The sequence below is a fragment of the Streptococcus sp. LPB0220 genome (assembly GCF_008727815.1).
In the GTDB taxonomy this organism is placed as follows: Bacteria; Bacillota; Bacilli; order Lactobacillales; family Streptococcaceae; genus Streptococcus.
This window is the reverse complement of record NZ_CP044230.1, coordinates 527277-545070: the sequence shown is the minus strand read 5'-3', so window position 1 is coordinate 545070 and position 17794 is coordinate 527277. Positions and strand designations below refer to the sequence as shown.

Annotated in this window: 13 protein-coding genes, 1 tRNA gene and 2 rRNA genes; 3 read left to right on the top strand and 13 right to left on the bottom strand. The window is 41.6% G+C overall.

The window, feature by feature from the left end:
- Nucleotides 1–75: 75 nt before the first annotated feature.
- The 6 genes from LPB220_RS02875 to LPB220_RS02850 all read right to left on the bottom strand — a co-directional run bounded on the left by LPB220_RS02875 (nt 76) and on the right by LPB220_RS02850 (nt 7668).
- Nucleotides 76–2975, bottom strand: a 23S ribosomal RNA gene (locus LPB220_RS02875).
- Nucleotides 2976–3099: 124 nt separating this feature from the next.
- Nucleotides 3100–3172 (bottom strand) — tRNA-Ala (locus tag LPB220_RS02870).
- Between the two features lie 53 nt (nt 3173–3225).
- Nucleotides 3226–4773 (bottom strand): 16S ribosomal RNA (locus LPB220_RS02865).
- The 16S and 23S rRNA genes sit together here with 1 tRNA gene alongside, the layout of an rRNA operon.
- A 310-nt stretch (nt 4774–5083) precedes the next feature.
- Nucleotides 5084–5626, bottom strand: a complete 543-nt coding sequence (gene hpf, locus LPB220_RS02860; RefSeq protein WP_021154569.1) for a ribosome hibernation-promoting factor, HPF/YfiA family — start codon at nt 5624–5626, stop codon at nt 5084–5086.
- 81 nt (nt 5627–5707) lie between these two features.
- Nucleotides 5708–6373 carry a ComF family protein gene (locus LPB220_RS02855; RefSeq protein WP_150905440.1) on the bottom strand — a complete coding sequence of 222 codons (666 nt, stop codon included), beginning with the start codon at nt 6371–6373 and terminating at the stop codon, nt 5708–5710.
- Entirely contained in the window at nt 6370–7668 is a 1299-nt protein-coding gene (locus LPB220_RS02850; protein ID WP_061591378.1) for a DEAD/DEAH box helicase, read from the bottom strand. The genes LPB220_RS02855 and LPB220_RS02850 overlap by 4 nt, the downstream gene beginning before the upstream one ends.
- Nucleotides 7669–7723: 55 nt before the next feature.
- Between LPB220_RS02850 and LPB220_RS02845 the strand changes: the two genes are divergently transcribed.
- From LPB220_RS02845 to cysK, 3 genes are all read left to right on the top strand, one after another.
- Nucleotides 7724–8365 carry a YigZ family protein gene (locus LPB220_RS02845; protein WP_070664862.1) on the top strand — a complete coding sequence of 214 codons (642 nt, stop codon included), beginning with the start codon at nt 7724–7726 and terminating at the stop codon, nt 8363–8365.
- 70 nt (nt 8366–8435) lie between these two features.
- Nucleotides 8436–9784 (top strand): IS3 family transposase gene (locus LPB220_RS02840; protein ID WP_118398572.1). Its coding sequence is split into 2 segments (ribosomal slippage): nt 8436–8877 and nt 8877–9784, totalling 1350 coding nucleotides; the frame shifts between segments, so codons are not numbered across the junction.
- A gap of 144 nt (nt 9785–9928) precedes the next feature.
- The gene (gene cysK / locus LPB220_RS02835) at nt 9929–10852 is read left to right on the top strand and encodes a cysteine synthase A (protein ID WP_003004014.1); all 924 of its coding nucleotides are present in this window, start codon (nt 9929–9931) and stop codon (nt 10850–10852) included.
- Nucleotides 10853–10902: 50 nt separating this feature from the next.
- Here cysK and LPB220_RS02830 read toward each other — a convergent pair whose 3' ends face one another.
- The 7 genes from LPB220_RS02830 to LPB220_RS02800 form a co-directional block, all read right to left on the bottom strand.
- Nucleotides 10903–11268, bottom strand: a complete 366-nt coding sequence (locus tag LPB220_RS02830) for a S1 RNA-binding domain-containing protein (RefSeq protein WP_023920312.1) — start codon at nt 11266–11268, stop codon at nt 10903–10905.
- 1 nt (nt 11269) lies between these two features.
- On the bottom strand, nt 11270–12670 hold the full coding sequence (locus LPB220_RS02825; protein ID WP_150905438.1) for a bifunctional Cof-type HAD-IIB family hydrolase/peptidylprolyl isomerase: 1401 nt from the start codon (nt 12668–12670) through the stop codon (nt 11270–11272).
- A 44-nt stretch (nt 12671–12714) separates the two neighbouring features.
- Nucleotides 12715–13347, bottom strand: a complete 633-nt coding sequence (locus LPB220_RS02820; RefSeq protein ID WP_021154562.1) for a response regulator transcription factor — start codon at nt 13345–13347, stop codon at nt 12715–12717.
- Complete coding sequence (locus tag LPB220_RS02815) at nt 13344–14360, bottom strand: sensor histidine kinase (RefSeq protein ID WP_150905436.1); 1017 nt, start codon at nt 14358–14360, stop codon at nt 13344–13346. Before LPB220_RS02815 ends, LPB220_RS02820 begins: the two co-directional genes overlap by 4 nt.
- A complete protein-coding gene (gene liaF / locus LPB220_RS02810) occupies nt 14357–15052 on the bottom strand; it encodes a cell wall-active antibiotics response protein LiaF (RefSeq protein ID WP_049474474.1) in 696 nt (231 codons plus the stop codon). Before liaF ends, LPB220_RS02815 begins: the two co-directional genes overlap by 4 nt.
- A 116-nt stretch (nt 15053–15168) precedes the next feature.
- Nucleotides 15169–17040 (bottom strand): Stk1 family PASTA domain-containing Ser/Thr kinase, encoded by a 1872-nt coding sequence (gene pknB / locus LPB220_RS02805; RefSeq protein WP_150905434.1) that lies wholly within the window; start codon nt 17038–17040, stop codon nt 15169–15171.
- Nucleotides 17037–17777 carry a Stp1/IreP family PP2C-type Ser/Thr phosphatase gene (locus LPB220_RS02800; protein ID WP_021154558.1) on the bottom strand — a complete coding sequence of 247 codons (741 nt, stop codon included), beginning with the start codon at nt 17775–17777 and terminating at the stop codon, nt 17037–17039. The genes pknB and LPB220_RS02800 overlap by 4 nt, the downstream gene beginning before the upstream one ends.
- Nucleotides 17778–17794: the final 17 nt, after the last annotated feature.

The window sequence follows — 17794 nt, the reverse complement described above, 5'->3', positions numbered from 1 at the left end:
GAATGATTAAACATTCAAAATTGAACATCTATATTCTAACAAGTTAACCTTACATTGTCAATATCTTCTGACTCTTTGGATAAGTCCTCGAGCTATTAGTATTAGTCCGCTCCATTGCTCACACAACTTCCACTTCTAACCTATCTACCTGATCATCTCTCAGGGCTCTTACTGATATAAAATCATGGGAAATCTCATCTTGAGGTGGGTTTCACACTTAGATGCTTTCAGCGTTTATCCCTTCCCTACATAGCTACCCAGCGATGCCTCTGGCGAGACAACTGGTACACCAGCGGTAAGTCCACTCTGGTCCTCTCGTACTAGGAGCAGATCCTCTCAAATTTCCTACGCCCGCGACGGATAGGGACCGAACTGTCTCACGACGTTCTGAACCCAGCTCGCGTGCCGCTTTAATGGGCGAACAGCCCAACCCTTGGGACCGACTACAGCCCCAGGATGCGACGAGCCGACATCGAGGTGCCAAACCTCCCCGTCGATGTGAACTCTTGGGGGAGATAAGCCTGTTATCCCCAGGGTAGCTTTTATCCGTTGAGCGATGGCCCTTCCATACGGAACCACCGGATCACTAAGCCCGACTTTCGTCCCTGCTCGAGTTGTAGCTCTCGCAGTCAAGCTCCCTTATACCTTTACACTCTGCGAATGATTTCCAACCATTCTGAGGGAACCTTTGGGCGCCTCCGTTACCTTTTAGGAGGCGACCGCCCCAGTCAAACTGCCCGTCAGACACTGTCTCCGTAGATGATGAACCTACCGGGTTAGAGTGGCCATAACACAAGGGTAGTATCCCAACAACGCCTCCATCGAAACTGGCGTCCCGATCTCAATGGCTCCTACCTATCCTGTACATGTGGCACAGACACTCAATATCAAACTGCAGTAAAGCTCCATGGGGTCTTTCCGTCCTGTCGCGGGTAACCTGCATCTTCACAGGTACTAAAATTTCACCGAGTCTCTCGTTGAGACAGTGCCCAAATCATTACGCCTTTCGTGCGGGTCGGAACTTACCCGACAAGGAATTTCGCTACCTTAGGACCGTTATAGTTACGGCCGCCGTTTACTGGGGCTTCAATTCATACCTTCGCTTACGCTAAGCACTCCTCTTAACCTTCCAGCACCGGGCAGGCGTCACCCCCTATACATCATCTTACGATTTAGCAGAGAGCTGTGTTTTTGATAAACAGTTGCTTGGGCCTATTCACTGCGGCTGACTTAAAGCCAGCACCCCTTCTCCCGAAGTTACGGGGTCATTTTGCCGAGTTCCTTAACGAGAGTTCTCTCGCTCACCTGAGGCTACTCGCCTCGACTACCTGTGTCGGTTTGCGGTACGGGTAGAGTATGATTAACGCTAGAAGCTTTTCTTGGCAGTGTGACGTCACTAACTTCGCTACTAAACTTCGCTCCCCATCACAGCTCAATGTTACAGAATTAAGCATTTAACTCAATTCACACCTCACTGCTTAGACGTGCACTTCCAGTCGCACGCTTTAGTTAGCCTACTGCGTCCCTCCTTCACTACATACTCTAGTACAGGAATATCAACCTGTTGTCCATCGGATACACCTTTCGGTCTCTCCTTAGGTCCCGACTAACCCAGGGCGGACGAGCCTTCCCCTGGAAACCTTAGTCTTACGGTGGACAGGATTCTCACCTGTCTTTCGCTACTCATACCGGCATTCTCACTTCTATGCGTTCCAGCGCTCCTCACGGTACACCTTCTCCACACATAGAACGCTCTCCTACCATACCTATAAAGGTATCCACAGCTTCGGTAAATTGTTTTAGCCCCGGTACATTTTCGGCGCAGGGTCACTCGACTAGTGAGCTATTACGCACTCTTTGAATGAATAGCTGCTTCTAAGCTAACATCCTAGTTGTCTGTGCAACCCCACATCCTTTTCCACTTAACAATTATTTTGGGACCTTAGCTGGTGGTCTGGGCTGTTTCCCTTTCGACTACGGATCTTAGCACTCGCAGTCTGACTGCCGACCATAATTCATTGGCATTCGGAGTTTATCTGAGATTGGTAATCCGGGATGGACCCCTCACCCAAACAGTGCTCTACCTCCAAGAATCTTAATGTCGACGCTAGCCCTAAAGCTATTTCGGAGAGAACCAGCTATCTCCAAGTTCGTTTGGAATTTCTCCGCTACCCACAAGTCATCCAAGCACTTTTCAACGTGCCCTGGTTCGGTCCTCCAGTGAGTTTTACCTCACCTTCAACCTGCTCATGGGTAGGTCACATGGTTTCGGGTCTACGACATAATACTAATCCGCCCTATTCAGACTCGGTTTCCCTACGGCTCCGTCTCTTCAACTTAACCTCGCATCATATCGTAACTCGCCGGTTCATTCTACAAAAGGCACGCTCTCACCCATTAACGGGCTCGAACTTGTTGTAGGCACACGGTTTCAGGTTCTATTTCACTCCCCTCCCGGGGTGCTTTTCACCTTTCCCTCACGGTACTGGTTCACTATCGGTCACTAGAGAGTATTTAGGGTTGGGAGATGGTCCTCCCAGATTCCGACGGGATTTCTCGTGTCCCACCGTACTCAGGATACTGCTAGGTATAAAGACTATTTCGAATACGAGGCTCTTACTCTCTTTGGCTGACCTTCCCATGTCATTCTTCTATAATCTTTAAGTCCACATTGCAGTCCTACAACCCCGAGGAGTAAACTCCTCGGTTTGCCCTCCTGCCGTTTCGCTCGCCGCTACTCAGGCAATCGCTTTTGCTTTCTCTTCCTGCAGCTACTTAGATGTTTCAGTTCACTGCGTCTTCCTCTACCTATCCTTAACAGATAGGAGTACTAGCCATCAGCTAGTGGGTTCCCCCATTCGGACATCTCTGGATCGTCGCTTACTTACAGCTCCCCAAAGCATTTCGTCGTTTGTCACGTCCTTCTTCGGCTTCTAGTGCCAAGGCATCCACCGTGCGCCCTTATTAACTTAACCTTATTTTTGGTCTTGCGACCTAAACTCTTTAAATATTTACAGCGTTTCGGTTTATTTTCTTGTTACTATTTGATATAGATATTCAATTTTCAATGTTCAATCTTAACACTCCTTAAAGTGTTAATGGAGCCTAGCGGGATCGAACCGCTGACCTCCTGCGTGCAAAGCAGGCGCTCTCCCAGCTGAGCTAAGGCCCCACAAGACCTCTCAAAACTAAACAAGACCAACGTACAGGTTTCCTTTTCCTTAGAAAGGAGGTGATCCAGCCGCACCTTCCGATACGGCTACCTTGTTACGACTTCACCCCAATCATCTATCCCACCTTAGGCGGCTGGCTCCAAATGGTTACCTCACCGACTTCGGGTGTTACAAACTCTCGTGGTGTGACGGGCGGTGTGTACAAGGCCCGGGAACGTATTCACCGCGGCGTGCTGATCCGCGATTACTAGCGATTCCGACTTCATGTAGGCGAGTTGCAGCCTACAATCCGAACTGAGACTGGCTTTAAGAGATTAGCTTGTCGTCACCGACTCGCGACTCGTTGTACCAGCCATTGTAGCACGTGTGTAGCCCAGGTCATAAGGGGCATGATGATTTGACGTCATCCCCACCTTCCTCCGGTTTATTACCGGCAGTCTCGCTAGAGTGCCCAACTAAATGATGGCAACTAACAATAGGGGTTGCGCTCGTTGCGGGACTTAACCCAACATCTCACGACACGAGCTGACGACAACCATGCACCACCTGTCACCTCTGTCCCGAAGGAAAACTCTATCTCTAGAGCGGTCAGAGGGATGTCAAGACCTGGTAAGGTTCTTCGCGTTGCTTCGAATTAAACCACATGCTCCACCGCTTGTGCGGGCCCCCGTCAATTCCTTTGAGTTTCAACCTTGCGGTCGTACTCCCCAGGCGGAGTGCTTAATGCGTTAGCTGCGGCACTGAGTCCTGGAAAGGACCCAACACCTAGCACTCATCGTTTACGGCGTGGACTACCAGGGTATCTAATCCTGTTTGCTCCCCACGCTTTCGAGCCTCAGCGTCAGTTACAGACCAGAGAGCCGCTTTCGCCACCGGTGTTCCTCCATATATCTACGCATTTCACCGCTACACATGGAATTCCACTCTCCCCTTCTGCACTCAAGTTAAACAGTTTCCAAAGCGTACTATGGTTAAGCCACAGCCTTTAACTTCAGACTTATCTAACCGCCTGCGCTCGCTTTACGCCCAATAAATCCGGATAACGCTCGGGACCTACGTATTACCGCGGCTGCTGGCACGTAGTTAGCCGTCCCTTTCTGGTAAGTTACCGTCACAGTGTGAACTTTCCACTCTCACACTCGTTCTTCTCTTACAACAGAGCTTTACGATCCGAAAACCTTCTTCACTCACGCGGCGTTGCTCGGTCAGGGTTGCCCCCATTGCCGAAGATTCCCTACTGCTGCCTCCCGTAGGAGTCTGGGCCGTGTCTCAGTCCCAGTGTGGCCGATCACCCTCTCAGGTCGGCTATGTATCGTCGCCTTGGTGAGCCGTTACCTCACCAACTAGCTAATACAACGCAGGTCCATCTCTTAGTGATGCAATTGCACCTTTCAAATCAATATCATGCGATATCGACTTTTATGCGGTATTAGCTATCGTTTCCAATAGTTATCCCCCGCTAAGAGGCAGGTTACCTACGCGTTACTCACCCGTTCGCAACTCATCCGCTCGGTGCAAGCACCAAGCTTCAGCGTTCTACTTGCATGTATTAGGCACGCCGCCAGCGTTCATCCTGAGCCAGGATCAAACTCTCATTAAAATAATTGTTTGTCTTAAACTCATTCTGTCACTGACAGATTTATTGTTTTTTTATTGTTCAGTTACTATAACCTTAGTTATAGCGCCCTGCACATTGGTTCGTCTTGTTCAGTTTTCAAAGGTCTTTGTCGCTCTCGCGCGACAACTATATTAGTATATCATGACCTACCCTTACTGTCAATACTTTTTCTTAAAAAAATTTATTTTTTTGAAAGTTTTTTTACTTTTTTGGTTTATATAAAAAAATCAGGAGCATAAATGCTCCTGATTCCTCTATAATTAATTGATGTTTTCGATCTCTTTTTTGATCTCTATTCTTTTACTTCCAATAGACCGATGTCTCCATCTTCTCTACGGTAGATCACATTTGTTGTGTTATCCTCTGCATCACGATAAATGAAGAAATCGTGTGCTAATAGATCCATTTGAAGGATCGCTTCATCTAAATCCATTGGTTCTAGATCAATTGTTTTTGAGCGAACAACTTTTTCTGTGGTTGCTGCTTCTTCTACAACTGCATCGGTAAACAATTTACCTGCACCAGATTTAACACGATTTTTCTTTTCGATTTTTGTTTTATTCTTACGAATTTGACGTTCAATTTTATCTACAACCAGATCAATTGAACCGTACATATCTTGAGAGACATCTTCTGCACGCAGTGTAATAGATCCAAGTGGAATGGTTACTTCTACTTTTGCGGTCTTTTCACGGTAAACTTTTAAGTTTACTCGAGCGTCTAGCTCTTGATCTGCCTGAAAATATTTTTCAATCTTTTCGAGTTTAGAAACGACATAGTCGCGAATGGCTTCTGTTACTTCTAGGTTTTCACCACGGATACTATATTTAATCATATTAGTACCTACTTTCTAAACATTATGTTTTTATTTATATGTATATTATAACGCTTTCATAAAGTTTTTGCAAATCTTTTTTTACCTTGCGATTGAAAATGTCTTTATTTCTTTCACACCTTTTTCAATTAGTAGGCGCTTCATTAATTCGATTGTTTTGCCCGTTGTGTAGATATCATCGAAGATTAGATATTTCTGCTTTTCTGAAATTTCTCCTTTTAATTGAAAGTGCTGAGTGGTTTTTAATCTTTCTTCTCTTGTTTTTTTTGATTGGGCTAAAGTGTCTTCTTTTTGGAATAGACTGTTGTACTTTATCTCTGCAAAATCTAGTATAGTCGATACTTGATTGAATCCTCTTTCCTGCTTTTTTTCATGGCTGATTGGAGTCGGTATTATCGTATAGCTTTTATACTTTTTCAAGGCTTTTTTGATTTCACATGCAAATACCATTCCTAATAAACGATCTCCTTCAAATTTATATCGTTTGAAATAGTCCTTCATTGCTGCATTATATCTATATAATGCTTCATGTTCTACCATATTCCCCTTTTGTATCCAGTATTCGCAATCTTTACATACTTTCTCCTCCTTATCTTTATAACATCTAGGACAATGGATTTCGCCAATTTGTTCGAAGCCTTCTTTGCATTCTTTACAAATCCATTCTTCTTGTTGATTCATAATTATAAGATCTATGAAATGTTCACCAGTTTTCAACTCTTTAGTACAAAGCAGACATTCTTTCAAAATCCAGCCTCCTGATTCATTTCCTTTATTTCTTTAATCGCTTTTTTCATTCCTCGTGTTATACCATCTGATAGAAAAAGTAGTTCACCTGTTGGTCTTTCTTTACTTCGACCGACCCTTCCTGAAATTTGTACGAGGGCACTTTTAGTAAATAATTTGTGATTACTTTCTAAAACAAAGACATCTACAAATGGAAAAGTCACTCCTCTTTCTAAAATTGTTGTCGAGACTAGCATGGTTATGGCTTTGTTTCTAAACTTTTCTACCATTCGTAGGCGGTCTGTTGTCTGTGAGGATACAAAACCTACTGTTTCTTTGGGAAAGTATTTTTTTAAGTTCTCAGTGAATTGTTGTCCTAATTCTATTTCAGATACAAAGATTAACAATGGGTAGTGAGTCTGTCTTTGTTTCTTGATCAGTTGCAATAGTTCGTAAGGGATTCTTCCTTTTTCAATTTTTTCTCTAATTTTCGGCACCCATTTTATTTCAGGGACCACTAGTGGGTTCCCATGAAATCTTCTTGGAAGACTATAACGAATGATTTCTTTTTTCTTAACCTTTTTATCTAGCTCATCTGTAGAGGTTGCTGTCAAATATAGGGTATTCCCCTCTTTTTTTATTGCATTCTGAGCTGCTTTATATAAGATTGGATTATCCACATAGGGAAAAGCATCTACCTCATCTATAATAAGGAGATCAAAAGCCTGATAAAACTTTAGCAATTGGTGGGTTGTAGCGATCACTAAAGGCGTTCTAAAATAGGGCTCCGATTCTCCATGAAGCAAAGAGATGGGGCAGGAAAAATCATCCTTCATTCTTCCGTACAGTTCGATACAGACATCGATTCTTGGGGTAGCAATACAGACTGCTTTTCCTGCCTTGATAGCTGTTGCTACAACCTGATACATCATTTCCGTTTTTCCAGCTCCTGTCACAGCATGTACCAAGGCATGTTTTCCTGCTTTAACTGCTTGGATAAGTCCTTCAGATACCTCTTGTTGATAGGAAGTCAAGGTCCCTTTCCAGTTTAGCACCTCTTGACCTTCAAAGTCTTGCTGTGCAATAGCATAAAGTTTTTGATCACTCCGGATCCTTCCTAATTGGATACAGGCTCTACAATACAGTACCTCTTCACTCAACTTCCACAGTTTTTGATCAATCATACTGCCACATCGAAAGCATTGGTACCTTCCATTCTGTTTTTCTATAGCTGGAAGTTCTTGAGCAATTTCTTTTAGATCATTTGTCATTTGACTCTCCGTTAAGAGTCTTCCATAAGAATCTTCTATCTTCATACTTATTAATTCGCAAAAGTTGGAGAAAATCATTCTTTTTTTGTAAAATAAGAATATGGAATATGTTACATTTAAAGAGAACGGCACTGTTCAAGAAGAAATCAAAAAATCAAAATTCATTTGTCATGTCAAGCGAGTCTCCTCTGAAGAGGAAGCAAGAGATTTTATCAATGCCATCAAAAAGGAACACTATAAGGCTACACATAACTGCTCTGCTTTCATCATTGGAGAACAAAGTGATATCAAACGGACCAGTGATGATGGAGAGCCTAGTGGAACCGCTGGGGTACCGATGTTAGGAGTTTTGGAGAATCATCGCATCACTAATAGTTGTGTCGTGGTTACTCGCTATTTCGGAGGTATTAAATTAGGTGCTGGCGGTCTGATTCGTGCTTATGCTGGAAGTGTGGCACAAGCAGTTCGAGAGATTGGACTGGTAGAAATCAAAGAGCAAGTGGTTCTTGGGATCACACTTTCTTACTCCCAATACCAAGAATTTGCTAATTTCTTAAAAGACCATCAATTGGCGGAACAAGATCCGATGTTTACAGATCAGGTAATGACAACGATTTTTGTGGATAAAGAAAACACAAACTCTATCACAGCAGCTTTAGTCGAATTTTACAATGGCAAAGTCATTATTGAGGATCACGGAATTCGTGAGGTTGAAGTACCCCTACTTTCTGTAGAAAAATAATCAAAGAAGCTATTGAACTGCACCCCAAAAGTTAGACAGAAAAAAATCTAACTTTTGGGGTGTTTTTATTATGAAATTAACTTATGAAGATAAAGTTCAGATCTATGAACATAAAAAACAAGGGCGAAGCTTCAAAGAGCTTTCAAATCAATTTGGGATAAACATTTCTAATCTTAAGTACATGATTAAATTGATTGATCGTTATGGAATAGAAATCGTCAAAAAAGGAAAGAATTGTTACTATTCTCCCGAACTAAAACAAGAAATCATTGATAAAGTTCTGCTTGAAAGTCGTTCACAAATAAAGGTATCTCTAGATTATGCTCTTCCAAGTGTTGGAATGTTGCATAATTGGATAGCACAATATAAGAAAAACGGGTATACTATTGTTGAGAAAACAAGAGGAAGGATACCTAAAATGGGACGTAAGCCAAAGAAGAAACCCGAAGAGATGACAGAACTAGAACGTCTTCAAGCAGAAAATGAGTACTTGAGAGCGGAGAATGCGGTTCTAAAAAAGTTGAGAGAACTCCGATTGAGGGACGAAAAAGAGCAAGAAGAAAAACGGAAATTGTCCGAGGATTGGTAACAGAGTTTGCTTTAGAGATTCTTCTAAAGATTATTAAGCTTGCCCGTTCAACTTATTATTATCATTTAAAACAGCTCGATCAAAGCGATAAGGATTATGATGTTAAAGTTGAAATTCAATCTATTTTTACTGAGCATAAAGGGAATTACGGCTATCGTCGAATGACTCTTGAATTGAGGAATCGTGGTTTTGTAGTGAATCATAAGAAGGTCCAACGTCTGATGAAGGTCCTTGGTTTAAGTGCTCGTATTCGTCGTAAACGGAAGTATTCTTCATACCAAGGAGAGATTGGTAAGAAAGCAGATAATCTTATTCAACGCCAATTTGAAGCAACCAAGCCAATGGAAAAGTGCTACACAGATGTGACCGAGTTTGCCATTCCAGCAAGCAATCAAAAACTTTATTTATCGCCAGTTTTAGATGGTTTTAATAGCGAAATTATCGCCTATAATCTTTCGACTTCACCGAATTTAGAACAAGTGAAAGCTATGTTAGACCAGGCCTTTACTGAGAATCATTACACAAATACAATTCTTCATAGTGATCAAGGATGGCAGTATCAACACCAGTATTATCATCGTTTTTTAGAGGATAAAGGAATTCAACCGTCCATGTCACGTAAAGGAAACAGCCCAGACAACGGCATGATGGAATCCTTCTTTGGCATTTTGAAATCGGAAATGTTTTATGGTTACGAGAATACATTTAAGTCACTTAACCAATTGGAACAAGCTATTGTAAACTATATTGACTATTACAACAACAAACGAATTAAGGTAAAACTAAAAGGACTTAGTCCTGTGCAATACAGGACTAAATCCTTAACTTAAATTATTTGTCTAACTTTTTGGGGTCAGTACATATCGGCAACGATAGTTTTTTTTTATCACACCCATAAAATTTCTATATTTTACATTCTTCTCGCAAGAGACTATACTTGTTAGTATCAAGAAAACCTAGAACTGAGGTATATTATGGCTATTTATGAAAATATTACAGAATTGATTGGGAACACTCCGATTGTCAAATTGAATCGTCTTGTTCCTGAAGGAGCTGCAGATGTCTATGTCAAACTCGAAGCCTTCAATCCTGGATCATCTGTCAAAGACCGGATTGCTTTGAGCATGATTGAAAAAGCTGAAGCGGATGGCTTGATCAAACCAGGTGATACCATTGTCGAAGCAACTAGTGGGAACACAGGGATTGGTTTGTCATGGGTTGGCGCAGCTAAAGGCTACAAAGTTGTGATTGTCATGCCTGAAACCATGAGTGTGGAACGTCGTAAAATCATCCAAGCCTATGGAGCTGAACTCGTTTTGACTCCTGGAAGTGAAGGAATGAAAGGCGCTATCGCTAAAGCTGAAGCAATCGCTGCAGAAAGAAATGGCTTCCTTCCTCTTCAATTTGAAAACCCTGCTAACCCAGAGGTACATGAAAGAACAACAGGACAAGAAATCGTTGATGCCTTTGGAAAAGATGGTTTAGATGCTTTTGTCGCAGGTGTTGGTACTGGTGGTACTGTTTCTGGTATTTCTCATACTTTGAAAAAGAATAATCCTGCTGTCAAAGTCTATGCCGTTGAGGCCAATGAATCTGCAGTCCTTTCTGGTGAAAAACCTGGACCACATAAAATCCAAGGGATTTCAGCTGGTTTTATCCCAAATACTTTAGACACTAATGCATATGATGGTGTTCGTCGCGTATCTTCAGAAGAAGCTTTCGAACTTGCACGCGCTATCGGTGGAGCTGAAGGATTCTTAGTCGGAATCTCAAGCGCAGCTGCTATCTATGCTGCTATTGAAGTCGCAAAAGAATTGGGTAGCGGTAAAAAAGTTCTTGCTCTTGCACCAGATAATGGAGAACGTTACCTTTCTACTACCCTTTACGAATTTGAATAATTCTCTATATTAAAAAAACTTCGGTAGGTTTCATCAACCTATCGAAGTTTTTATTTTTTTTCTTGTTTGCTAAAGAATACCTTTCCTTCTTTGACCCAGGTCGGCATCTGTTGAGCTAAGGGTGCAAAACCACTCTTGTGGCGGTCATTTGAAAAACGATGGTGTCGAATACTTCGTTGTGGTGTTTCTTCTAGTGTTCTCAGAGAGAGGCTAGCTTTCTTAGAATATTCATCAACATCGATGACTTGGACAAAGACTTTTTCTCCAATTGAAAGAATATCATGAATATTACTTACATAACCACTTCTAATCTCTGAGATATGAATCAAGCCTGTGACACCCGACTCTAGTTCGACAAAGGCACCATAAGGTTGAATGCCTGTAATGGTCCCTTCTAACTTATCTCCAATTTTCATATTAGTCCTCAATCTCGATGGTTTCAATCACGACATCTTCTACTGGCTTATCCATCATCCCGGTCTCAACAGCCGCGATCTCATCCAACACAGCAAAAGAAGCTTCATCCATCAATTGTCCAAATACGGTATGGCGTTGATCTAGGTGAGGAGTTCCCCCTTCTGTCGTATAGATTTCAGCAATTTTTTCAGGCCAGCCACCGCGGACCAATTCCTTTTTCGAATATGGAAGATGTTGATTTTGTACAATAAAGAATTGGCTGCCATTTGTGTTTGGTCCAGCATTTGCCATTGAAAGGGCTCCGCGAATATTGTACAATTCTTTTGAAAATTCGTCTTCGAAGCTCTTCCCATAGATGGATTCGCCACCCATACCTGTACCTGTTGGATCTCCCCCTTGGATCATAAAATCTTTAATAATCCGATGGAAAATGACACCATCATAATAGCCGGACTTAGCAAGAGCTACAAAGTTTGCAACTGTTTTTGGTGCTTGATCCGGGAACAATTGAATGTTCATCTCACCGTGATTGGTTTTGATCACAGCGACAGGACCGTCAACCGTAGCAAGTTCTAACTGTGGTAATGTCAATTCTTTTTCAACCATATTTAACTCCTCTAAGGCATAGAATATGCCATCTTCTTCTAAATTCTTAGTGATATAATCAGCTTTTTCTTGTAACTCTGGAGCAGATTTTCCCATTGCGATACTAATTCCAGCATAATCAAACAGTTCTAGATCATTTAATCCATCCCCAAATACTAAAACATTCTCTGGCTTCAAGCCCAAATGATTTACAAGATGAGAAACTCCTGAAGCTTTTGAAGCTTCAAAGCGAACAACATCTGACGAATGGGGATGCCACGAAACTAGGCGCAAATCCTCTTGCAAAGAAGGGGGCAACTCTAGCTCACTATCCTGTTCATCAAAGGTCCACATTTGGAAAATAGGTTCTTTCAGATGCAGATCTGGATCTACAGGTAAGTTGGGATAAATGATGTCAATAGCATCACTGATCAAGGGTGTCCGATTAGACAGGGCAGCTTGATGACTAGCCACTAACCCATAATCAATCTCAGATTTTTTGGCCCAATCTACAAAAGAAGAAACGATTGCTTCATTGATTGGTGATTGGTAGATCACAGTTCCTTTTGTATCTTCTATATAGGCACCGTTTAAGGTTACCAGAAAATCCGGCTTTAAGTCCATGATTTCAGGAACAACCCCAAAAATCCCTCTGCCGGTTGCAATCCCTGTTCGGATTCCTTTTTCTTTCAACTGATGAAAGACTTCTTTGACAGATTCTGGGATCAATCCAGTTTCTTTTGCACGTAATGTATCATCAATATCAAAAAAGACGATTTTAACTTTTTTGGCTTTATAACGTAATTTTGCGTCCACTTGTCTCCCCCTTATGATCATGCTCTATTATAGCATGTTTCCCTTTAAAAATCTTCTTGATTCACCAGATGGTGTCGGAAGGCATAGACGACTGCTTGCGTCCGATCACTGACTTCTAATTTGGATAAGATGTTGGAGACATGGGTCTTCACTGTTTTTAAAGAAATGAAGAGTTCATCTGCTATTCGTTGATTTTCATATCCTTTCGTCAATAAAGCCAGAATATCTCGTTCTCTAGCTGTCAAATCATCATGCAATTCAGCATGGTTCTTTCGTGACTCAACTTTTTGACTAACTTCTGTCTCAATTGCAAATTCTCCCTTTGCAACCTTTCTGACAGCCTGTAAGATCTCAGTTGCTGACGAGGTCTTTAAAATATATCCTTTTGCACCGGCATCTAAGACAGGGTAAATCTTTTCGTTATCTAAATAAGACGTCAAAATGACAATTTTAGCTTCCGGCCACTCTTTTAGGATGGCTAGAGTCGCATCGATTCCATTTAGCTCTGGCATCACAATATCCATGATGATGACGTCTGGTCTTTCTTTCAGCGCCAACTCCACCCCTTCTTGCCCATTTTTCGCCTCTAAGACTTTCTCAATATCGGTTTGCATGGACAAAAAGCTTTTCAATCCCAATCGGACCATTTCATGATCATCTACTAATAATACTTTCATACAGTTTCCTTTTCATTTTTATCTTTTACAAGGAGGGGAACACGAATATCTACAGCCACTCCCTTTTGAGGACTCGTTCTTATTTTAATGGTTCCCGCCATGTCTTCTACACGTTCTTGAATATTTTTCAACCCATAACTCAATCGTTCCAATTTTTCCTGCTCAAAGCCGATTCCATCATCTACCATCCGTAAATGAAGTTGTTTTCCTTCCTGATGCAAAAAGACATCCATTTGTTGAGCTCTAGCGTGTTTCAAGGTATTGCTGACAATTTCTTGGACGATTCGAAATAGATGTTCTTCCATATCTTTTGGAATGCTCACGTCATTATGATGGAAGACAACTGTTAGGTTACTCTTTTCCTTCAATTCTCTAAAAATCATCTCCATCCCTTCTACCAAACTTTTTCCTTCCAATTCTGTAGGACGAAGATGTAGGAGCAAGACGCGTAAATCATTTTGGGCTGTACCTAGAATATCCGATACACCATTGAGTTGCTGCTGGATCTGACTTTTCTCTAACTCAAGGGCCTGTGCTGCCACGCCAGATAAAATCATATTGGCTGCAAACAATTCTTGACTAACCGTGTCATGTAGATCACGCGCAATTCTCTTACGCTCGATTTCCACAATTTCTTCCTCATTTCGCATCACACGATTTTCACTTTTTTGTAAATTTTCTTCTAGTCGAAGCAATTTGCTGTCCAATAAATCTAACTGTTGATTCAATTCTTTGGGGGCAATTTCTTTTCGCTGTGAAGCAGTCAGGATCGCTTCTACCTTTTGTTGTACTGCATGAACCGTTACAAATTGCGTGATTTTAATAATTAAGATAACCAAAGCCGTCAATGCAAGCGTCAGACTAAAAATCAAAAATAGGAATGATTGAAGCAAGGAAAGATCTGAGAGAAGTTTGCCCCACTGAAAACTAACAAAATGGAAAATGGTATGACAAATGACCGCAACCACCATTAGGGAATAGAAATACAATAGGAGATAGTCTAATTTCTTCATGCGCGAATCACCTCAACATCCCCAACAATACCAACTAACACAATTTTTACAGAACGGTGCGATCTCCGATAATGTGCCGTTTCAATATCTATGGTTTCATTTCTCATTTTACGGACAGGAAGATCCAAAAACTTCAGATCTCCATACAGGGTGTTAATTTGTAAATGCAATTCCAAATCAATCGGTAAGATAATTTTTGTATTTCCAAACCCTTTCCGAATGATCACTACATTGTCCCAATTGCAAATGGCTACCTCCTCTAAATGGAGGGTGTCATTCCCAAAAACTCGGATCACATTCAGATCTCGATACCCTCGACTTTGCTTTGAAAAATGTTGTAAATCACCAATCCATCTAGTTTTTTCCTGACGAATTTTCGTATCCTCTTCAACATCAAACACAACTGCTTCATTTTCCTTATACATATAAGGGTAAGCGATCAATAAACCATAAACCACCGCAAATAAAATAGCTGCAATCACAAAAGGATTCAGCATCACGATAAAAAACAAGAGCACACTCAGCGCGATTAATAGAAAATTCGCTTTTTGTTTGCCAAAATAGTAATACAAAAGGAGCAAAAAGAGAACCATCAAGACAACAAATCTGGAAAAATCGATTGATAAAATGGTGATCGCTGCTAATGTTAACAAAACGGCTTCAACGAAAATAAAAATTTGTATTTTCCACATAGTCTACCTCATCTTTTCCTATTTTATCAAATTTTTCCTCATTTGACTTCCGTCTGTGGTTGGATAATAGCAGACAATCAAAAAGACTCAGAAATCCATCTGAGTCTTAGACTGATTTATGAATCTCCACCAGTTGCACTACTGCTAGAACTTTCTGTATCTGATCGTTCACCAGAGGATGAACTAGATGTATCAGAACTTGATGAGGCTTTCGTACTTGAAGAAGCTGTCACTTTAGGCTCATATACAGTCAAAACAATTCGTGTTCGGTTAATATCCACCGTACTCGAAACTTCTGGAGTTTGACTGACAATTTGACCTGCAGAAACAGATACTCCATCAGGGAGATGTTCTGTTTTTCTTAATTCGATATTGGCTTCTTTAATACCATAGATCTCAATCAAATTACTTCTAGCAAAATCATAAGTTGATCCAACATAGTTTGGCATTTCAATTGAAGTTGTTTCTTTCGCTACTTTCAAAACAATCTTAGTTTTTGAATTCAGAGAATATTGCTCTCCTGGAGCTGGAGTTTGTTCAAGAACTGTCCCTGCAGCATAATCGAAGGTCTCAACTTCTTCAATCGTGATCATTTTGCTTGATACTTTATAAGTATTTTTCAAATCTTCTTCTGCTTTTGCCCGTGTTTCACCCACGTAATTTGGCATTTCAAAGCTGTTTGGTCCTTTTGAAACAATCAAATCAATTCGACTTTGTTCTTTCTTTTGGGCCCCTGCATTTGGATTGGTTCGAATGACATAGCCTTCTGCAACCGAATCACTGTACTCTTCTTTCTCTTCACCGACTTGAAGGTCCTGTCCCTCAATAACCGCTCTAGCTTCGGCAATGGTTTTGCCGGAAACATCTGGAACTGTTTTATTGGCTGGGCTCATATACAACAAGAAAGTAAAGGCTGCAAGAACTAGAGCAATGGCAACAAACAAGACCTTGTAGCGCGCCCGCAAACGTCTTCTTGGCTTTTTACTTGGCGCCATTGTCTGCTGATCAGATAATGGTCGATTAGGATCTACTGAACTGATTTCACTGCGTACTTCAGAGATTGGAACAGGAGCCGTTTTTGGAGTTGGACTCACTTTTGGAAGAGTCTTTGTATCAGCTTTCGCTTGGTCTTCAAAAACCAGTTTTTTCTCATTTCTTCTCTCATAGGACAAGCAACTTGAAAGATCCACATACATCTCTGCCACTGATTTATAGCGATCCGTCAGTTTTTTAGCTGTCGCTTTGATCACTACATTTTCTAAAGCTTGTGGAACATTCTTATTTTCTTCACGAATAGATGGGAGTGGCTTTTGAAAATGCTGCAAAGCAATTGTGACTGCACTATCTCCATCATAAGGAATGTGTCCTGTCAACATCTCATAGAAAATGATTCCCATAGCGTAGATGTCACTTTGCACCGTAGCTTTTGAACCACGCGCCTGCTCAGGGGACAAATAATGAACCGACCCCAACATCGAGTTGGTCTGGGTCAAACTAGTCTCTGCAAAGGCCACTGCAATCCCAAAGTCTGAAACTTTTGCTGTTCCATCTGGTGTCAAGAGGACATTCTGTGGTTTTAAATCTCTATGGATAATGCCACGCGTATGGGCAAGACGCATAGCTAGAAGGATCTGCCCCATCAAACGAACAGCTTCTTCATTTGATAAAGGAGCATTTTCTTTGATATAGCGTTTCAAGTCTAAACCTGCAACATATTCCATTGCAAGGTATTGTTGTCCTTCTTCTTCGCCAATATCTGTAATCCGAACGATATTTGGATGGTCCAGCTCTGCCATCGCCTTTGCTTCACGCTGAAAACGCGCAACTGCAATGGGATCCGTCTGGTAATTCGTACGCAGTACCTTGACTGCAACTTCTTCCCCATCTAAAATCAAATCACGCGCAAGATAAACATCTGCCATCCCGCCGCGTCCAATTTGTTGGATGATTTTATATCGCCCGGCAAAAATTTTGCCGATTTGAATCATGCTGCGTCCTCCTCAGTAAAGTGGAGCAGTACAACAGTGATATTATCCAAGCCTCCAGCATTATTGGCAAAACGAATCAAGGTTTGAGCTTTTTCTTCCAGTGAAACATCACTCAAGACAATATCTCTGATTTCATCCGGGCCAATCATATTAGTTAAACCGTCACTATTGATCAAAATATAATCATCTGCTTCAACCGTCACCAAACCATAATCCGGCTCCAACTCATCTTTTTGGCCAATGGACTGAGTGATGATGTTACGTTGAGGATGATGGGCTGCTTCTTCCTCTGTGATTTGACCTGCTCGCAAAAGAGCATTTACAAGAGAATGATCACTGGTCAACTGCTGGTATTCGCCCTGACGAATGAGGCCAATCCGCGAATCTCCAACATGGGCATAAATCACTTGTCCTTCTACAAAAGCCAAAGCTTCCAGTGTAGTTCCCATTCCTTTGTGCTCATCATCTTGCCCAGCTAAATGGATCCGACGGTTCACAGCTTCTAAATGTTCTGCAAACCATTCCCGTACTTGATTAACCGTCTCGATCTCAGAAGAAACCCAAGCCGCACCTAGATCTGTGACTGCCATTTCACTAGCAATATTTCCGGCACGGTGTCCTCCCATACCATCAGCAAGTAAAACCATAGATTTTCCTGCCTTGTTTTTATATTGATTTGCATAGTCTTGGTTATTTGTCCGTCTTTGACCTACATCGGTTAAGATCGTAATATCCATACTGTCAGTTTCCTCCT

Excerpts from the sequence above, each read along its gene's own strand:
- hpf (WP_021154569.1), bottom strand. The coding sequence starts at position 5,626 with ATGATTAAATATAGTATCCGTGGTGAAAACCTAGAAGTAACAGAAGCC.
- LPB220_RS02850 (WP_061591378.1), bottom strand. The coding sequence starts at position 7,668 with ATGAAGATAGAAGATTCTTATGGAAGACTCTTAACGGAGAGTCAAATG.
- LPB220_RS02845 (WP_070664862.1), top strand. The coding sequence starts at position 7,724 with ATGGAATATGTTACATTTAAAGAGAACGGCACTGTTCAAGAAGAAATC.
- cysK (WP_003004014.1), top strand. The coding sequence starts at position 9,929 with ATGGCTATTTATGAAAATATTACAGAATTGATTGGGAACACTCCGATT.
- LPB220_RS02830 (WP_023920312.1), bottom strand. The coding sequence starts at position 11,268 with ATGAAAATTGGAGATAAGTTAGAAGGGACCATTACAGGCATTCAACCT.
- LPB220_RS02820 (WP_021154562.1), bottom strand. The coding sequence starts at position 13,347 with ATGAAAGTATTATTAGTAGATGATCATGAAATGGTCCGATTGGGATTG.
- LPB220_RS02815 (WP_150905436.1), bottom strand. The coding sequence starts at position 14,360 with ATGAAGAAATTAGACTATCTCCTATTGTATTTCTATTCCCTAATGGTG.
- liaF (WP_049474474.1), bottom strand. The coding sequence starts at position 15,052 with ATGTGGAAAATACAAATTTTTATTTTCGTTGAAGCCGTTTTGTTAACA.
- pknB (WP_150905434.1), bottom strand. The coding sequence starts at position 17,040 with ATGATTCAAATCGGCAAAATTTTTGCCGGGCGATATAAAATCATCCAA.
- LPB220_RS02800 (WP_021154558.1), bottom strand. The coding sequence starts at position 17,777 with ATGGATATTACGATCTTAACCGATGTAGGTCAAAGACGGACAAATAAC.